Consider the following 16717-nt stretch of genomic DNA (forward strand, 5'->3'; position numbering starts at 1 on the left):
GCGCCGTGCGAGGACTACCCGCCGCTACATCCGCTCCAGCGTCGGGATGCCCAGCATGCCCAGTCCGTCCTCGAGCACCGAGGCCGTCAGGTCGCACAGCCGCAGCCGCGCGTCCCGCGTGGCGGCGTCCTCGGCGCCCAGCACCTTGCACGCCGTGTAGAAGCCGCTGAATCGCGTGGCGATCTCCAGCATGTGCTGGCACAGCCGATGCGGCTCGAGGTGCTGCACCACGTCCCGCACCACCGTGGGATAGCGGAGCAGCGCGAGCGCCAGCTGCTTCTCGGCCTCGTGCCCGATGGCGTACGCCGCCGATCGCCAGCCCCCATCCGCCCCACGCTGCTGCGCCTCGCGGAACATGCTGCGGATCCGCACGATGGCGTAGAGCAGGTAGGGACCCGTGTCGCCCTCGAACGCCAGGATGCGGTCGAAGTCGAACACGTAGTCCCGCATCCGGTCGTTGGCCAGGTCGGCGAAACGCAGCGCCGCGATCGCGATCGTCTCGGCCGTCGCATCCCGCGTGGCCGCATCCAGGTCGCTGCCCCGCTCGGCGAGGGCCGAGGCGGCCCGCTCGCGCGCCTCGTCCAGCAGGTCGCTGAGCTTGACGCTCTCGCCCGATCGCGTCTTGAACGGCCGGCCGTCCTTGCCCAGGATCGTGCCGAAGGCCGCGTGCTCCAGCGACGCCGGCGTGCCGTCGGGCTGCGCCGCGTATCCCGCCCGCCGCGCCGCGGCGAACACCTGCCGGAAGTGCAGCGCCTGCCGCACGTCGACGCAGTAGACCACGCGGCTGGCGCCGAAGTCCTGCACCCTCCGCCGCACCGCCGCCACGTCGGTCGTGGCGTAGAGGTAGCCACCGTCCCGCTTGCGGACCAGCGCGGGCTGCTCGATCTCCTCGAGCCGCACGACGAGCGCGCCGCCGTCCTCGGTCGCCACGCCGCGCTCGATCAGGTCCTCGACCATCGGCGTCAGCTCGTCGCGGTAGCTCGATTCGCCCGCGCTGTGCTCGTCGGTCACGTTCGCGTTGAGCCGCGCGCAGGCCGCCAGGCACGCCGCCATCGTCACCTCGCGGACCCGCTCCCAGATCGCCACGGCCCCGGCATCGCCCGACTGCAACGCCACCAGCGTCGACTTGGCCTCGTCGAGGGCCTCGTCAGCATCGGCGACCTCGGCCTCCAGCTCGGCCAGGATCTTGGGCCCCATAGACCACTTCTGCGCGACCTGCAGCCCCACGCGGCCCGCCGACGTCCGCCGCTGCTCTGCCCGATAGATCCGATCCAGTTCGTCGAGCGTGATCGAGCCCAGGTCGATCTCGCCCGCCTCGGAGGCGCGCGCAAGGTGGTGCACCACCATCGCGATGGGCAGCCCCCAGTCGCCCACGTGGTTCTGGCGGACGACATCGTGCCCCAGCCGCTCGAATACCCGCGCCAGCGCATCGCCGATGACGATCGCCCGCACGTGCCCCACGTGCATCTGCTTGGCGAGGTTCACGCCGCACAGGTCCACCACGATCCGCATCGGCTCGTCGGCGGGCGGCAAGCCCAGGCTCGGCGCATCCATCTCGCCCAGCAGGCCGGCGATCGCCTCGGGCCGCAGCTTCACGTTGATGAACCCCGGGCCCGCGATCGACGACGCGTCCAGCGGCTCGGCCAGCCCCTCCAGATCCACCGCCTCGACGATCGCGGCGGCGATGTCCCGAGGCTTGCTCCCCAGAGCCTTGCCCAGCGGCATCGCCGCGTTGCACTGGAAGTCGCCGAGCTCGGCCCGCTTGCTCGGCGCGATCATCGCCGCCGCGTCCGCCGGCGCATCCGACACGCCCGCGCGGATCGCCGCACGGAACCGGTCGGCCAGCAGCTCCACCGGGTCGAGCGCGGGCGTGCTCCGCTCGGACAGGACGGTCGCGTCTTCGGCGTTCTCGGGCATGAGCAGATCGTAGCTCGCGGCATTCGCTGGCCGGCCTATGGCGGCGGCTCGCCTGCGCCCCACAGCCGCTCGTCGCGCCACCGCTCCAGCTGCGCGCGCAGCTCCCGCGCATACCGCAGCGTCGACGTCGACGCCATGAGCACCTCGGGGTCATCGACGAGCGCTACGCGGCCGTCCTCGATCGCGGTGATCGGCAACCGCGCGAGGATCCCCAGCGCCGCCTCCAGCCGGGTGCCGTCCCCGGCCGCCGCCGACGGATCGCCCCGCTCCCGCGGATCGAGCAGCACGATCGCGTCGGGGTCGATCGCCAGCACGTCCTCGGCGTCGAGCGGCAGGTACGCCCGGCCCTCGGGCAGCGCCGCCACGCCGCCGATCCGCTCGAGCACCTCCTGGTGCACCGAGCCCGGCCCCAGCGCCGCCGGCGGCGTGCCCGCCATGAGCACCAGCACGCGACCCGCGCCGGCCAGCGACGCATCCGGCCGCAACGCCTCGGCGAAGCGGGCCGACGGCGGCTCCCCCGCATCGCGGTCCCGCGACACCAACGCGTGCACGTCGTCGGCGATCGCGATCAGGTCGTCCAGCCCCACTAGCGGGAACGTGCGGATCTCGAAGCCCGCACGATCGGCCAGCCGCGCTGCCGCCTCGGGCGGCCCGCCCGAGCTCTCTATGTACAGGTGCGTCGGCTGCGCCGCCAGCAGCGATTCGAGGTCGACGCCCGCGGCATCGCCGACGACCGCGACATCCGACGGCAACGCGACGTCCCAGCCCGACCGTCCCACCGCCAGGTCGCTCGCGCCGAAGTCCCGCAGCAGCACGCCTACCGCCGGGCTCGTCGTGGCGATCCGCAGGGCGGCGGATTGCGTCGCGGACGGCGTCGAGGCCGCTCGCTCGCACCCTGCGATCGTCAGGCCAAGGAGCACGGCGATGCACCACGCCGCAAGAGCCGTCCACGCCCGCATCACAGCGCACCAACCGCATCGCGGATCCGCTCCGCGAGCGACCGCAGCGTGCCGGGGTCATGCAGCGGGAAGGGCCAGGTCCGATCCAGCTCGACCCGCTCGTCTCGCAGCCGCTCCTTCAGCGCGGCACGCTCGCGCTCCAGCTCGGCCAGCTGCTGGGCGCCGGCGTCCCGCGCGTCCCGCACGACGCCCCGCATGGCGGCGAACAGCCGCGACCGCTCGGCCGACCCGTGCGGCGCATCGTCTATCTGCGACACTAGCTCATCCCGTTGCGCGCCCAGCGAATCCAGCCCCAGCTCCTCGGGGTGGTTCGCGGCGTGGTGCAGCCGCCAGGCGGCACGCTCAGCGCCCGCGGGGTCGGGCCGGGGGCCCTCGCGGAGGGGCAGATAGGCCGTCGCCGTCGCGAGCACCGCGGGCGCCAGCGGCGTCTCGCCCAGCCATCCATCGAGCCAGGTGCGCGTGGCGGCGTCGTACCGCGCGCCGCCCGCGCCGGTGACCCACACGTCGCACAGCAGCCGGCGGACGTGCCCGGTCAGCAGCAACGCCCGCGGCAGCAGACGGCCCTCGGCATCATCGCCGATGCGCACCCGCCGCCGCGGGGCGCCGTCCACGATCGACCACAGCGGCAGCTCATCGTCCTCGAGTGGCCGCAGCCCGGCGTCGGGGTGCGCGCCCACCGCCGCGTTGTACGCGCGCACGCACGCCGCACCATCCTTGCGCACCCGCGCCGCGACCATCTCGAAGGCGTGGCCCCGCGACAGCTCGCTTGCGTGCAGCCGATCCACGCCCCGCACGCCCGTCGATTCCTCCGCGAGCTCGAGCGCCGCAGCGGTGAACTGCGCCGCGGCATTCCCGGCAGATGCGTGCCGCGCGAGCGCGCTCCGCATCGACTCCAGCCCGCATTCGGCCCGCGCGTGGGGCCACTCCGTCCGCGCCCGCCGGGGCGTCGCCGCGGGCTCGATCGCCGGCCGCGCGCACGTCGCCGTGCCCGGCCGCACGAACTGGTCGGGCGCGGCGATCCACTCCCGCCGCCGCAGCCGCCCCTCGTGCGTCTCGGCCGGATACGGGATGACCGTCGGCTCGTGCGCGTCCTGGTCGGGCACCAGCCACACCAGCGCCGCGTCCAATCGCTCGGCCAGCGCGGCCGCGGCGATCAGCTTCGCGAGGATGCCCGCGTGCCAGAGTTCGGCCTGGTGCCCCGACATGACGATCGGGCGGTCCGTCGGCAACCCCACCTCGGCCCGCGCCGCCGCGAGCGCGGCCCGCGGCGGCTCCAGCATCGCTGGCAGAGGCTCGATGGCCGACACCTCGATCGAGGCGACGTCGCCAGCGGCGCCCTCGGCGTGCAACTCCGTCATGCCCTCGGTCGCATCCGGTAGCATGGGCCGCTCCGTCCCTCGATCCGCGTGTGGATCAGCGCCGGGCTCACGCCGAACACGAGCAGCCCTGTGGCAGGCGATCCGCGCACCGCTCCAGCTCGGCGTGCAGCACCTCGCGGTAGTGCGCCAGCCGGTGGTCGCGATCGTCCAGCGGGCCGCCGAAGGACCGCGTCGCGTCGTTGTAGATCAGCCGCACCGGCACCTCGCCGATCCGCAGCCCCGCCGCCACCGCCTGCACCCAGAACTGCATCGGAAAGGCGTACCCGCTGACGTCCAGCGTGAGCCGTTGCAACGCCGACACGCGGTAGGCCTTGAAGCCGCAGAAGGCATCGGTCAGCGACAGGCCCAGCCGCCGGTTCAGTTCCTCGGTGATCGTCAGGTTGATGGCCCGGCGATCCGCCGGCGGCGCGTCGTTCTCGGGGTGCGCATCGAGGTACCGCGAGCCGCTGATCACGTCCAGATCGTCCCGCTCGATGGCCCGCAGGAAGTCCGGGATCGCCGCCGGCTCGTGCTGCTCGTCGCAGTCCATCGTGATGACCCAGTCGAAGCCGTCGACCGCCGCCCACCGGAAGGCATCCAGCAGCGAGTTGCCGTAACCCCGGTTGTGCGCGTGCCGGATGACCTCGACGGGATGCTCGGCCAGCATCGTCGGCGTCGCGTCCTGCGAGCCGTCGTCGATCACCAGCACGTCGGGCACCCGCTCCAGCACCCGCGAGAGCACCCGCCGCAGGTACTTCTCTTCGTTGTACACGGGGATTGCAAGCAGCGTGCGCACGTCTTCGCCTCCTCGCATCCGGCGTCCGTGCACCGATCGTCGCCGCGGGCCGCACACCGTCGATCGCGCCGCTAGGGCGACGCGGGGTAGTACGGGTCCTCGCTCTCCTGCCGCTCCCGCTCGTTGCGGGCCAGCGAGGTGTAGGCCTCGAAGCCGAACGGCAGATCGTCCTTGCTCTCGGTCGAGCCGCTCGGCCGACGCCGCGCCTGCTGCTGTGCGCGGCCCGCCGCCTCGATCTGCGCCATCAGCTCGGGCGTCAGCGCGTGGAACGCGCGGATCTCCGACACCGGCAGCGTGTACAGCTCGCCCGGCGGCGTGCGGATCTGGAAGATGCTGCACTCCACCGCCTGCGAGATCGCCCGCGCCGTCGGATCGCTGTTGATGCCGCACGCCAGCATCGGGTACACCTGGCCGATGGGGATCCGCTCGCCCCCGTGCGTCAGGATCGCCATCCGGCCGTCGAACAGCTCCGGCGCGGGCGGCGCCGCAGTGCCCACCGACGTCACGATCTGCTGGCCCGAGGGCAGCGTGTTGTTCGCCGCTTCCGCCCGACGCAGCCCCTCGATCGACAGCGTCGTCAGGATCTCGCGGCAGATGTCGTGCCAGAACGCATCACGCAGCAGCGAGGCACGCTCGAGCGACGGCGGACCCGGCCGAGGCCGGGGTGCCTCCGCCGGCGCGGGGGCGTTCGTGGGCGGCGCTGCTGGGGTCTCCGGCGACATAAGCGCAGCGTAGCGACCTGTCGCTTCGCGGGCCCGCCCGGTCGAGCATCCCCGATAGTCCCAAGTTCTTGGTTCGGCGGCGGGTCCTACAGGTCCGCCTCGGCCCGGGCCCGCGCATCGGCCAGCGATCGCCGCAGCGACTCGATCGCTCGCCGCCACGCGTCCCCTGCGTCGGCCTCCACGCCCGGTAGGTCGGCCTGATCGGGCGCCCGCGTCCGCAGCAACTCGGGCGTCCGCCTCGCGAGTTCCTCGAGCGCCCGCACCGCCGCCTCGCCCTCGGCGATGGGCCCCAGCGCCCGCCGCGCCCGCTCCACCCGCGCCCGCCGGTACGCGGCATCGCCCAGCCCGCTTCCAAGCCGCCGGCGGAGCGCCGCCGCCGCCCCCGCCTCCGCCGCCCGGGCCGACCCCAGCAGCGCACGACCGCGATCGAGGGCGTCCGCCAGCCCGTTCTCGATCGTGATCCGCCGAGTCCGCCGGGCGCGATCGACGTCGCCGGCGAGCGCCTGCCGGATGGCGTCGCGGGCGTGCCGCGCCTCGCCGTCGACGAGCTTCAGCGCGATCGCCATCTCGCAATCCACCCGGCCCGCAGACCCGCCGCCCGCCAGCGGCTCGATGAGCGTCACCATCACCTCGGCGTCCTGCGGCGCCACCGGCCCGACCACCAGCCTCGACGAACCGCCCAGCACGCGGGTCGCCCGGATCGTGCCCGAGGGCCTCAGCAGCGCATTGGCGGCCTGCTCGTCGGCCCCCCGCCGCTGCAGCGCCACCCACAGCCCCGAGTAGCGCTCCCGCAGCACCCGCTCGCCGTCCAGGTCCGCCGGCGCCAGCGGCTCGCACGCCGCCGGCCCCTCCCAGGCGGCGGCGACCGCGCCGGCCATCCACGCGGCGTCGGCACGCACCGCCAGCTCGAGCTGGCCCGCGCCCACCTCGTTATCGCCCCCGCCGGCCAGGAACACCCACACCGGCACGTCGGCCTCGTCCATCGACGAGCCCAGCCGCCACGCCAGATCCGACCGCACCGCGTTGCCCGAGAGCTCCAGCAGCACGCCGGCGGCGTGCTCCCCGCCCGCAACGCGGATCGCCTCCTCGATGCCCTCGGCCATCGCCGTCGTCTCGATGTCGTCCGCCACCCGGACGTGCACCACCAGACCCCGGCCCGGGCCCGGGTCTCGGCTTGTCCCTGCCCCACCCAGCACGGCCACCAGCGCGAGGGCTCCGAGAACCAAAACCGCTAACGCCTTGCTGCGTATGGACTTCTCGGACATGCTGGCACCGTCGTCCACGGGGAGGCCCTCTCGCCGGCGACCAGCATACCGGACGCGGCATGGTTCTGCGCGCGTTTTGCTCCGCGGCGGGTTGGCCCATGCCCTCACAACCCGGAGCGGTCCGCACGCGTCCACGCGAAATCGCGCCCACGAGCGAAGTCCGCCCCGTCGTCGGCCGATGCTACCGGCGGTGTGGAAGCCGGAGGTGTGGCCATGGCTGGCAACGAGCAGGGATTCGAGGATCTACGCCAGATCCTCCACAAGCTGGATCGATCGCTCGACGAGGCGCAACGCAAGCGGACCCATGGCCCGGGCGACGAGCCCGAGCCCCGCACCGCCCCCGAACCCACACCCGCCCTGACCGAGGATGCGCAGTCCGGCGCCTCCAACGGACGGCTCAAGGCCCGCCCGCTCCGCCGCGCCCGCCCGGAGAACTCCGGTTGGGTGCGATAGGGCGGCCAACCTCCCCGCCGGAGAGTCCACCATGCTGTCCCGCCTGTTTCGCAAGGATCCCAACGCCAAGAGGTCAAGCATGGACGCCGCGGATCTCGAAGCACTCGCCGCGCAGGTGGACCCCAACGACGGGCTCGCCTCCTTCGACCGCTTCGGCTCCACCATCGTCGCCACGCTCAAGGCCCGCACGCTCTCGGGCCAGGAAGCCGCCGCCCTCGTCGTTGCGCTCACCGACCGCATCACCGACGCCGACCCGCCCTGCCACCACGTCGTGCTCGACCTGCAGAACGTCGACTACATGGACTCGGCCTGCATCGGCGTGCTCGTCGAGTTGCTGACGCGCCTCCAGAAGGCCGGCGGCCGCGTCGCACTGGTCAACGCCGCCACCAACGTCGAGTGCCTCTTCAAGCTCACCCGCCTCGACCGCCTCTTCCCCATCTGCCGCGACGTCATGCGCGCCATCGAGGCCGTCGAACGCCACGCCGCCTGAGGACCTGGGTCGCGCAACGAACGTGGCCGGGCGAGCGCCCGGCCACGAGTACGATCTTCGAATCGTGCGCTCCGGGGGCGAACGCTCAGCGGCTGTCGGTCCAACCGGTGCCACCGGACTGCGTCGGTTTGCGGCTGCCGTCGCGGCCCGCGTACGTGACCGAGCCCTTTATGGCCCGCACGAGCTTCACGCCCAAGTCGGACTTGATGCAGTCCACGAGCTGCTGCCCGGCAGCCCCGTCGCCGACGTTGCACCCGATGATGCAGATTTCGGTGTTCGAGTCGACCTTGCCCTGGTCCTTCAGCCCATCGATGAAGTCCATGTAGTCGCCCAGCTTGGCGCCGGTCGCCGACTTGCCGATGGCCTTCTCGCCGTCGAATCCGTCGCCGTGGTTGCCGTTGCCGACCGAGATCAGCCCGTCAGCGCCGTGATTGGCAATGATGATCTTCTTGAGCGGCTTCGGATCGACGTCGCAGATCTCCTGGATCGCGTCGGCGACGTCGTCAACCTCAACAATGTTCTGGCCGGCCGATTCGTAGTAGTTCCAGCGCTGCCGCCAGGTCGAGTCCTTGTCTGAGATCACGATGTCGGCCTCGTGGATGTCGAAGGTACGCGTAGTCCCCGTGTCGGCGGCGTCATCGCCCTTCTTGAATTCTTCGATCTCGACGCCCGCCAGCACGGCCTTGATGCCCGGGCCGGTGGCCGTGTCCTCGAAGATGTGGTAAATGCCCGGGAAGTTGATCTCGACGACCCACTCGCCGGTGTCGTTGCAGAAGAAGATCGAGTAGTCGCTGCCGTACTGGTATGGATCGTCGTCGTCGATCGGCGACTGGATCTGCACGAAGAACGAATCGAGCGCGAACTGGACGGGCAGCTCGGGCAGTTCGATTCGGGGGTACTCATTCAGCGGGATCTCCGGGAAGTAGCGAGCTTCAAACTCGTCGATCAGCTGGAGGTCCGAGCACAGCGGTGGTTCGCAACCCGCGAGAAAGTCATTCTGGAAGGCCAAGAAATCGAAGATGTTGAGCGTGCCGTCGCCGTCCCAATCGGCCAGCGGGTCGCCCAGGTCGAAGAGCGATTGGAACTGCAGGAAGTCGAAGATGGTCAGCACGCCGTCGCCATCGAGGTCGGCGCGGCAGCCGGTTGGCTGGGCCTGGGCGGTCGTCGCAGCCGCCATGACGGCGCCCGCGATGCCCGCGAGCGCGAGCCGTCCCCACGAGTTCGTTCTACCCAGCATGACTTGCTCCTTCCGAATGTGAAGCTGGATCCAGCCTGCGGGTGGCCCATGCGGTGCATGCACTCTCCCGGGACCTCTGTTAGGAGGAGCGGGCTTGGCGGCGCCTACTCACGCCGAATCGAGTCGAAAATAAGGAAAAACCCGGCTTCGGCGCCGGGCTTCTCGATGATCATGCGTGGTGGGTCGCCAGCGCCCCGGCGGGGCGGGCCAGCTCAGGACTCGAATAGGTTCTGGAACTCGAGGAAGTCGAACAGCGTGAACGCGCCGTCGCCGTCCAGGTCGGCCCTCGGGTCGCCGTCCTCCCACAGGTTCTGGAACAGCAGGAAGTCGAACAGCGTCAACTCCCCGTCGAGGTCCAGGTCGGCCGGGTGCGGCGTGCAGCCCTCGATCTCGATCGAAACGTCGTCGACGCCCGCCTCGACCAGCGAGCCCGTCCGCGTGTCGTACGCGATCACCAGCAGCCGCATCTGGTCGGTCGGAGCAACGAAGTCGGCGATGCGGTACCGCTTCTGCTCCCATCCGACGGTCGGGCCGCGCAGGCGATCGATCTGCTCGAAGGTCGTGCCGTCGTCGTTGCTCAGGAACACGAGCAGCTCATCGTTGAGCGGGCCGCCCCCCTTGTCGTTGCTGTACCAGAAGTGCGCGGTCAGGTAGGCCTCGGCGTCCAGCAGCCCGAGGTCGGGCGCCGCATCGAGCAGCGGGCTGAGCAGCGACGTCGCGCCGTCGTCCACGTCGAAGCTGCCCGCCGACGAGCCCGCCCGCGGATCGGTCATCCACGCGTTCACGCCGTCGGGCGAGTGGTCGTCCTCGGGCTGCGCAGTCGTCGCCTCGGGATCGCCAAGCGCCCACTGCCCGGTGCTCGCGTCGTCGCCCGGCAGGCCCGCCGTCCAGCCGCCCACGCTCTCGCACGCATCCTCGAAGGTCGCCACGATCTCCGCGGCTCGCTGCTCGAACGCGCCGTCGGCCGGGAAGCGGTACGAGTCGCCCCCCACCGTCGAGGCCTCGACGTAGAACTCGCCGCGGGCCTCGCAGTCCATGGCGGGCAGCACGATCGCGAAGTCCTCGTCGCCCAGCGGCGTGATGCCGACCTCGACGAAGCTCTCGTCGGCCGACGCACGGAAGAAGCCCACCACCGACGCGGGGTCGAGCGCGTCCACGCCGTCGCGGATCTCAAAGCGCTGCGGGAACGCCTCGCCGATCGCCACGCGGCGGGGCTGGGGCTCGAGGTGGAACCGAAGCGGCTGGGCCAGCTCTTCGGCCAGCACCAGCACCGCCTGCAGCAGCTCCTCGCCCGTGGGGATGATCTGGTCGGGGTCGGGATCGAAGCCGCCCTCGCTCGCGCTATCGGGCCGCAGCTCGAAGGTCCAGCCCAGCGCGTCCAGCTCGCCATAGCCGTAGTCCTTGGCGGTGCCGCCCGCGACGTACAGCGTGCCGGCGCCCTGCCCGACCGTGTATCGCTCCTGGTTGGTCGCGAAGATGGCGTCGCCCATCGCGTTGCCGACCGCGTCGTAGTACGAGATGTCCGGTGGCGGCTCGAACTTGTAGCTCCACGCGCTCAGGATCAGCTGCCCGTACGTGTGGATGTCCAGGTGCGCCACAACGCGATCGCGGAAGCCCTCGACGTAGCTCGTAAAGACCTGGAGTTCCGGCTCGCTGAAGATGTCCGTGCCGCGGTAGGTCTGGCTGTCGGTGTTGCCGCTCGAACCAGGACCACCCCAGCCGACGTTCCAGTTGCGGTTGAGGTCGACGCCGAACGTGCCGTCGCCGTTGTCCCGGCGGTTCTTCCGCCAGAACCGTTCGTCGCTCCACGAGAACTCGAAGCCGTCGGGGTTCATCATCGGCGCGATGATGACCTCCAGCTCGTCGAGCAGCCGAGTGATCTGCGGATCGCTGCCATAGCCCGCCACGAGCTGCTCGAGCACGAAGGTCGTCGCCGCCGGATTGACCCACTCCCGGGCGTGCTGGCATGCGTTGATTAGCAGCACCGGCTTGTCGGTGCGGCCGTCGCCGTTGAGGTGCAGCACGGGCATGTCCCGTCCCTCGAGCGACTGGCCCATCACGCCCGTGGCCACCAGGTCCGGGTTCATGCCGGCGATCATCGCCCAGCGGTCGCGGTACTCCGCCAGCGTGCGGTACTCCTCGTACCACGTCACGTCGTCCTGCATGGACCGCGCCGCGATCCGCGCCCGCTCGGCATCCACCACCCGCTGCAGGTCCTCGGCCAGCACCTCGTGCTCGAGCCCGAGGTCCAGGAAGCGGACGAACTGCTCGGGATCCAGCCGCATGTCGATCGGCCGCATCTGCCGGATGGTGTGCGTCCAGATGTCTGCTTCGAGGTCCTCGATCGCCGCCATCACCCGCCGGCTCGCCGCGGGTAGCCGGACCAGCTTGTGGCCCGAGTACGGGCCGGCCACGTCGGCCTGAGCGTCCGCGGGAGCCGCCGGAACGAGCTGCTGGGCCGATGCCGGTCCCGCCACGGCCAGCACGCCGACCACGCCCGAGCACGCGGCGAGCAGCCGCCAGGAAGAATGAGCCATGGGGACCTCCAACTTGGGTCTCGGTAATGGGATCTCGAATCGGGTGGTTCGGCGGCGTCGCTACGCACCGGTCGCCGGTGCGACCGCCTCCGTCGCCGGGAACCGGATACGCGGCGGGGGGTCCGCACGTTTCCCCACCCGGCCGGGCCCGGGTTAGCCTGCACCACGGTGAACGCCCCTCCGCCCCCCGCATTACCGGATTCGGGAGACCAGCGGCGGGGCTTCGGACGCCCGGTGGCCCTCGCGGGCCTCGTCGCCGGCCCGTTGCTGGCCGTGGCGGCTTACCTCGTGGTGCCCGGCGAGTTCGCGCACGCTGGCGAGGCCATCGAGATCGGCCGCGCGGGCCGGGTCACCGCCGCGGTCGCCGTCCTGATGGCGACCTGGTGGCTCACCGAGGCCCTGCCCCTGAGCGCGACGGCGCTGCTGCCACTCGCGCTGCTGCCCATGCTCGGCGGACCGTCCATGCGTGAGGTCGCCGCGCCCTACGCCAGCCCGGTCATCTTCCTCTTCCTGGGCGGCTTCATGCTGGGCCTGGCCATGGAACGCTGGGGCCTGCACCGACGCATCGCGCTGCGCACGCTGCTGCTCTTCGGCTCCGGACCCCGCGCGATCGTCGCAGGCTTCATGCTCGCCACCGCCGTGCTGAGCGCCTTCGTGTCCAACACCGCAACCGTCATCATGATGCTGCCCATCGCCACCAGCGTGCTCGGCAGCCTCGCACTCCCCGGCGGCGACGCCGACCGCGGCCGCTTCGCCACCTGCCTCGTGCTCGCAATCGCCTACGCCGCGTCCATCGGCGGCGTCGCCACGCTCATCGGCACGCCGCCCAACGGCGTGCTCCGCGACGTCGTTCTCACCCAGACGGGTGTGCCCATCGACTTCGGCCGCTGGATGCTCTACGCCGCGCCCCTCGTTGCCATCATGCTGCCGCTCACGTACGTCCTCCTCGTCGGTCCGCTCTTCCGCGTCCGCGGCGGAGTCCGCGAGGCGCCAGAGTCAGGCCGCGCCGCCATCCGCCGGCACCTCGACGAACTCGGCCCGATGGCGCCCGGCGAGTGGGTGGTGCTAGTCGTCTTCGGGCTGGCGGCCGCGCTGTGGATCTTCAAGAAGCCGCTGCTGGCCCTGCCGCCGCTGGCGGCGCTCGATCTGCGGCTCGACGACGCCCAGATCGCCATGCTCGCCGCCGTCGCCCTCTTCGCCATCCCCGTCGATCGACGGGCCCGGACCTTCGCCCTCGACTGGCGGACCGCCGCCCGCGCCCCCTTCGGCGTGCTCCTGCTCTTCGGCGGGGGCCTCAGCCTCGCGGCCGCCATCCAGGCCAGCGGACTCGATCGCGTGATTGGCGGCCAGTTCGCGCTGCTCCAGGGGCTGCCGCCGTGGACGCTCATCCTCGCGGTCTGCCTGCTGGTGACCTTCCTGACCGAACTCACCAGCAACACCGCGACGACCACCGCCCTTCTGCCGGTCGTTGCGGCCGCCGCTCCGGTGGTGGGCGTCGACCCCGCGATGCTGATGCTGCCAGCGGCGGTCTCGGCCAGTTGCGCCTTCATGCTGCCCGTCGCGACCCCGCCCAACGCCGTCGCCTTCGCCAGCGGCCACGTCGCCATGCCCCAGATGGTCCGGGCGGGCCTGGTGCTCAACCTCACCATGGCCCCGATCGTCACGACCTGGGTGCTGCTCGGCGCGACGGGCGTCGTGCCAGCGGGCGATGCCGCGCCCTGATCCTTACGATTGCACTGGGCGGCTATGCAGGCGTCGAGTCGCCGAACTCGAACCGCCACCGGCGGATCGGCTGGCCGATCGCCCGCTGCAGCGCAAGAGCCCCCCCACCGCGGAGCCATCGCGAGGCCTCGTGCTGGTCGGCCGCATCCCGCACGCGGACCGCCAGCACGCCGCGGACCACGCCCTCCGCCGAGGTCGACGAGGAGATGCCCAGCGGCGCGAGCTCTGCCCACGCATCGGCCAGGCGATCACCCGTCCGAGCGGTGGCCTGGTACCGGGCGGCCGCCCGCCGCACCTGCCGGCGGATCTCCACGTCGCGACTCCGGGTCCGCCACTCGCGGAGCTGGGCGATCGAGTCGATGCCGCGGTCGTTGATGGAGGGTAGCCTGGGCATGATCTTGCATTCGGGTATTGTTTGATTCTCGATACAGAAAATTAGATAAATGTTTGGATCTGTGTTCGGCGTCGTCGCGCAGCATAGGTCTATCCTGCGGCGTGCCGACCCGCATCACGCTCTCGGGCCTCACCAAGACCTACGGCCGTGGATCCAAGGCCACCACCGCCGTCGACGCGGTGGACCTGGCCATCGAACCGGGCGAGCTGTTCTTCTTGCTGGGCCCCTCGGGCTGCGGCAAGACGACACTGCTCCGCATGATCGCCGGCTTCATCCAGCCCAACGCGGGCACCATCCGGTTCGATGATCGCGATGTGACCGGCCAAGAACCAAACAAAAGGAACACGGGCATGGTGTTCCAGAGCTACGCGCTCTGGCCCCACATGACCGTGGCCGACAACGTCGGCTTCGGCTTGAAGACCCGGACCATCGGCCGCCAGGAACGGCAGGTCCGGATCGACGAGGCGCTCGCCGATGTCAAGATGTCGCCCTACGCCGCGCGCCGCCCCGGCGAACTCTCGGGCGGCCAGCAGCAGCGCGTGGCGCTGGCCCGAGCCCTCGTGGTCCGGCCCAGCGTCCTTCTGCTCGACGAGCCCCTCTCGAACCTCGACGCGGGCCTGCGGGCCGAGCTCCGAGACGAGATCCGACGCATCTGCAAGGACAGCGGCATCACGTCCATCTATGTGACGCACGACCAGAAGGAAGCGCTGAGCATCGGCGACCGGATCGCGCTGATGTCCGGCGGCCGGATCGTCCAGTCCGGCTCTCCATCGGAGCTGTACCGCCGGCCACGGGATGCCTTTGCCGCTTCGTTCCTGGGCGAAACCAACCTTCTCTCCGGCAGATCGATGGCGTCGGTCGCTCCCGAGGAGCCAGTGGAGGTCTCTACGCCGATGGGTGTTCTACGTGGAACGGCCGCCCACGCGCTGCGTGCCGACGAGACCGTGGGGGTGTCCATCCGCCCCGAGGCGCTCTCGATCGCCACAGACGGGCCCTTTGTGGGCACAGTCCAGTCCACGACCTATCTCGGCGACACGGCCCAGCATCGCGTTCGCATGGGCGATGGCCTGACGCTCACGGTGTCCCAGTTCGCCCCCGCAGGCGAGATGCCGAGCGGCCAGGTCCGCCTCAGGACAGACGCCGCCGACGTCGTCGTCTTCCCGGGCTAGCCGGCAGGTACCTCGATCGAGAACGTGGAACCCCGATCCGGCGTCGATTCGACCGCTAGGCTGCCCCCCCACAGGTCGCAGAGCTGCCGCGAGATTACCAGCCCGAGGCCGCGCGACCCACGGGGCGGATGGCCGTCCCGGATCGCCCGGACGTCTCTTTCGTCCAGCCCCTTGCCTCGGTCGGCCACACGGATTGTCCATGTGGCCTTCTGCCAGGCGGTTGCGGGTCGATAGGCCGCATCGAGCCGGACGGTGCCATCGGCATTCGATGCCCGCACGGCGTTGAGGATCAGGTTGATCAGCACGTGCTCGAGGGCGGGGGCCGGCACGATCGCGATGCCCTCGTCGTGGAATGCGAGCTCGATTCGCACGCTCGCGGCGCTCGCCGCTTGACGCGTGCACTCGACGGCCGCCCTCATCGCATCGGCCACGTTGCACGTGGAACCGACCCGATCGGCCTCCTTGGACAGATCCAATAGCAGGCCGCAGATCGAGACGGCTCGCTGGCATCGATCGATGGTCTGCTCGAGGAGATCGTCCCGCAGCTGCGAGTCGTCGTCTCGATCTCGCAGCACGTCGGCGAGGCCAACGATCGGCGTCAGCAGGTTGTTGACCTCGTGGGCGATGGCGCCGGCCATCGGTTCGATGCTGGCATCGTCATCGGGCGTGGGCTGGCGGGAAGATGACACGTTGCTGTATCGACGCCCGGTGGGCGGCTCATAAGGCCGATGACCGCCGTTCATGCGCCTTCGCCGCCGCAAGCCGATACGGTACACCATGCCGAATCCTCGACCGCGCAAGCTTGGCAGGGGCCTCACAAGCCTCATCGATCAAAAGCCAAACGAAATACAAACACAGGAACAAGAATTGGATGCGTCACCATCCGAGTTGCGGATGGTCGAGATGCCGATTGATCAGATCGAGCCCAACCCGATGCAGCCCCGCCGCCGCTTCGATGATCGCCGGCTTGCCGAACTGGCGGCCTCGATCAAGCAGGCGGGGGTGATGCAGCCGATCGTCGTCCGGCCCCGGCCCTCGGGCGGCTATCAGATCGTGGCGGGGGAGCGACGCTGGCGGGCGGCTCGGCAGGCGGGCCTGGCGTCGGTGCCCGCGGTGGTCCGCGAGCTGGACGATCGCCGAACGGCGGAGCTGGCGCTCATCGAGAACGTGCAGCGGGCCGACCTGAACCCGATCGAGAAGGCGATCGCGTTCCGGACGCTGATTGCCCGCTTCGAGCTGACGCAGGCGCAGGTGGCCGAGCGGGTCGGGCTCGATCGCTCGAGCGTGACCAACCTGCTGCGGCTGCTCGATCTGCCAGACGACCTGCAGCAGCTGATCGCGGACGGCAGCCTGTCGGCGGGCCACGGCAAGGTGCTGGTGTCGGTTGCGGACGCCGACGCGCGGCGGGAGCTGGCGGAGCGCTGCATCGCCGAGCAGCTCTCGGTCCGACAGGTCGAGAAGCTCGCGCGGGACGCCGGAGAGACGAAGCGCAAGCCCGAGCGAGCCGACTCCAATCACAACGCGAACATCGCGAGGCTCGAAGAGGTGTTAGGCGAACAACTCAAGACCAAGGTCCGCATCGATGCGCGGGGCGATGGGACCTCCGGCCGGCTCGTGCTGGAGTTCTACAGCCTCGAGCACTTCGACGGCCTGCTGCAGCGGCTGGGCTGTTCGTCGAGCTAGCGCGCGTCGTGTTTA

15 protein-coding genes are annotated in these 16717 nt (G+C 70.9%); 5 read left to right on the forward strand and 10 right to left on the reverse strand.

Going from position 1 to position 16717, the window contains the following annotated elements:
- Positions 1–24: 24 nt before the first annotated feature.
- From argS to AAFX79_10575, 6 genes are all read right to left on the reverse strand, one after another.
- Complete coding sequence (gene argS, locus AAFX79_10550; protein MEO1008999.1) at positions 25–1917, reverse strand: arginine--tRNA ligase; 1893 nt, start codon at positions 1915–1917, stop codon at positions 25–27.
- Between the two features lie 35 nt (positions 1918–1952).
- Positions 1953–2876, reverse strand: a complete 924-nt coding sequence (locus tag AAFX79_10555) for a hypothetical protein (GenBank protein MEO1009000.1) — start codon at positions 2874–2876, stop codon at positions 1953–1955.
- Positions 2876–4258 carry a hypothetical protein gene (locus AAFX79_10560; protein ID MEO1009001.1) on the reverse strand — a complete coding sequence of 461 codons (1383 nt, stop codon included), beginning with the start codon at positions 4256–4258 and terminating at the stop codon, positions 2876–2878. Before AAFX79_10560 ends, AAFX79_10555 begins: the two co-directional genes overlap by 1 nt.
- Before the next feature lie 43 nt (positions 4259–4301).
- A complete protein-coding gene (locus AAFX79_10565) occupies positions 4302–5030 on the reverse strand; it encodes a glycosyltransferase family 2 protein (GenBank protein MEO1009002.1) in 729 nt (242 codons plus the stop codon).
- A gap of 71 nt (positions 5031–5101) precedes the next feature.
- Complete coding sequence (locus AAFX79_10570; protein ID MEO1009003.1) at positions 5102–5752, reverse strand: hypothetical protein; 651 nt, start codon at positions 5750–5752, stop codon at positions 5102–5104.
- Between the two features lie 86 nt (positions 5753–5838).
- Entirely contained in the window at positions 5839–7017 is a 1179-nt protein-coding gene (locus AAFX79_10575) for a hypothetical protein (GenBank protein ID MEO1009004.1), read from the reverse strand.
- A gap of 213 nt (positions 7018–7230) precedes the next feature.
- Between AAFX79_10575 and AAFX79_10580 the strand changes: the two genes are divergently transcribed.
- Positions 7231–7470: a hypothetical protein gene (locus tag AAFX79_10580; GenBank protein ID MEO1009005.1), complete on the forward strand. Its 240-nt coding sequence runs from the start codon at positions 7231–7233 to the stop codon at positions 7468–7470.
- 31 nt (positions 7471–7501) lie between these two features.
- Complete coding sequence (locus AAFX79_10585) at positions 7502–7960, forward strand: STAS domain-containing protein (GenBank protein ID MEO1009006.1); 459 nt, start codon at positions 7502–7504, stop codon at positions 7958–7960.
- Positions 7961–8045: 85 nt separating this feature from the next.
- On the opposite strand, the gene AAFX79_10590 is transcribed toward AAFX79_10585, so the two are convergent.
- Positions 8046–9197, reverse strand: coding sequence for a GC-type dockerin domain-anchored protein (locus tag AAFX79_10590; GenBank protein ID MEO1009007.1), 1152 nt, complete (start codon positions 9195–9197; stop codon positions 8046–8048).
- Between the two features lie 212 nt (positions 9198–9409).
- Positions 9410–11734 carry a M14 family zinc carboxypeptidase gene (locus tag AAFX79_10595; GenBank protein ID MEO1009008.1) on the reverse strand — a complete coding sequence of 775 codons (2325 nt, stop codon included), beginning with the start codon at positions 11732–11734 and terminating at the stop codon, positions 9410–9412.
- A gap of 168 nt (positions 11735–11902) precedes the next feature.
- Between AAFX79_10595 and AAFX79_10600 the strand changes: the two genes are divergently transcribed.
- Positions 11903–13456, forward strand: coding sequence for a DASS family sodium-coupled anion symporter (locus AAFX79_10600; GenBank protein MEO1009009.1), 1554 nt, complete (start codon positions 11903–11905; stop codon positions 13454–13456).
- A gap of 22 nt (positions 13457–13478) precedes the next feature.
- Here the strand turns inward: AAFX79_10600 and AAFX79_10605 are convergent, their stop codons facing one another.
- Complete coding sequence (locus tag AAFX79_10605) at positions 13479–13850, reverse strand: hypothetical protein (protein MEO1009010.1); 372 nt, start codon at positions 13848–13850, stop codon at positions 13479–13481.
- Between the two features lie 101 nt (positions 13851–13951).
- Between AAFX79_10605 and AAFX79_10610 the strand changes: the two genes are divergently transcribed.
- Entirely contained in the window at positions 13952–15019 is a 1068-nt protein-coding gene (locus AAFX79_10610; GenBank protein MEO1009011.1) for an ABC transporter ATP-binding protein, read from the forward strand.
- On the opposite strand, the gene AAFX79_10615 is transcribed toward AAFX79_10610, so the two are convergent.
- Positions 15016–15708, reverse strand: a complete 693-nt coding sequence (locus tag AAFX79_10615; protein MEO1009012.1) for a HAMP domain-containing sensor histidine kinase — start codon at positions 15706–15708, stop codon at positions 15016–15018. The two genes, AAFX79_10610 and AAFX79_10615, sit on opposite strands and share 4 nt — an antisense overlap.
- A 214-nt stretch (positions 15709–15922) precedes the next feature.
- On the opposite strand from AAFX79_10615, the gene AAFX79_10620 reads away from it, so the two are divergent.
- Positions 15923–16702, forward strand: coding sequence for a ParB/RepB/Spo0J family partition protein (locus AAFX79_10620; GenBank protein ID MEO1009013.1), 780 nt, complete (start codon positions 15923–15925; stop codon positions 16700–16702).
- Positions 16703–16717: the final 15 nt, after the last annotated feature.

The sequence above is a fragment of the Planctomycetota bacterium genome (genome assembly GCA_039819165.1).
In the GTDB taxonomy this organism is placed as follows: Bacteria; Planctomycetota; Phycisphaerae; order Phycisphaerales; family UBA1924; genus JAHCJI01.

What these genes read in the sequence shown, in the direction of transcription:
- argS (MEO1008999.1), bottom strand. Translation starts at nt 1,917, where the DNA reads ATGCCCGAGAACGCCGAAGACGCGACCGTCCTGTCCGAGCGGAGCACG.
- AAFX79_10555 (MEO1009000.1), bottom strand. Translation starts at nt 2,876, where the DNA reads ATGCGGGCGTGGACGGCTCTTGCGGCGTGGTGCATCGCCGTGCTCCTT.
- AAFX79_10560 (MEO1009001.1), bottom strand. Translation starts at nt 4,258, where the DNA reads ATGCTACCGGATGCGACCGAGGGCATGACGGAGTTGCACGCCGAGGGC.
- AAFX79_10570 (MEO1009003.1), bottom strand. Translation starts at nt 5,752, where the DNA reads ATGTCGCCGGAGACCCCAGCAGCGCCGCCCACGAACGCCCCCGCGCCG.
- AAFX79_10575 (MEO1009004.1), bottom strand. Translation starts at nt 7,017, where the DNA reads ATGTCCGAGAAGTCCATACGCAGCAAGGCGTTAGCGGTTTTGGTTCTC.
- AAFX79_10580 (MEO1009005.1), top strand. Translation starts at nt 7,231, where the DNA reads ATGGCTGGCAACGAGCAGGGATTCGAGGATCTACGCCAGATCCTCCAC.
- AAFX79_10585 (MEO1009006.1), top strand. Translation starts at nt 7,502, where the DNA reads ATGCTGTCCCGCCTGTTTCGCAAGGATCCCAACGCCAAGAGGTCAAGC.
- AAFX79_10590 (MEO1009007.1), bottom strand. Translation starts at nt 9,197, where the DNA reads ATGCTGGGTAGAACGAACTCGTGGGGACGGCTCGCGCTCGCGGGCATC.
- AAFX79_10595 (MEO1009008.1), bottom strand. Translation starts at nt 11,734, where the DNA reads ATGGCTCATTCTTCCTGGCGGCTGCTCGCCGCGTGCTCGGGCGTGGTC.
- AAFX79_10605 (MEO1009010.1), bottom strand. Translation starts at nt 13,850, where the DNA reads ATGCCCAGGCTACCCTCCATCAACGACCGCGGCATCGACTCGATCGCC.
- AAFX79_10620 (MEO1009013.1), top strand. Translation starts at nt 15,923, where the DNA reads ATGCCGATTGATCAGATCGAGCCCAACCCGATGCAGCCCCGCCGCCGC.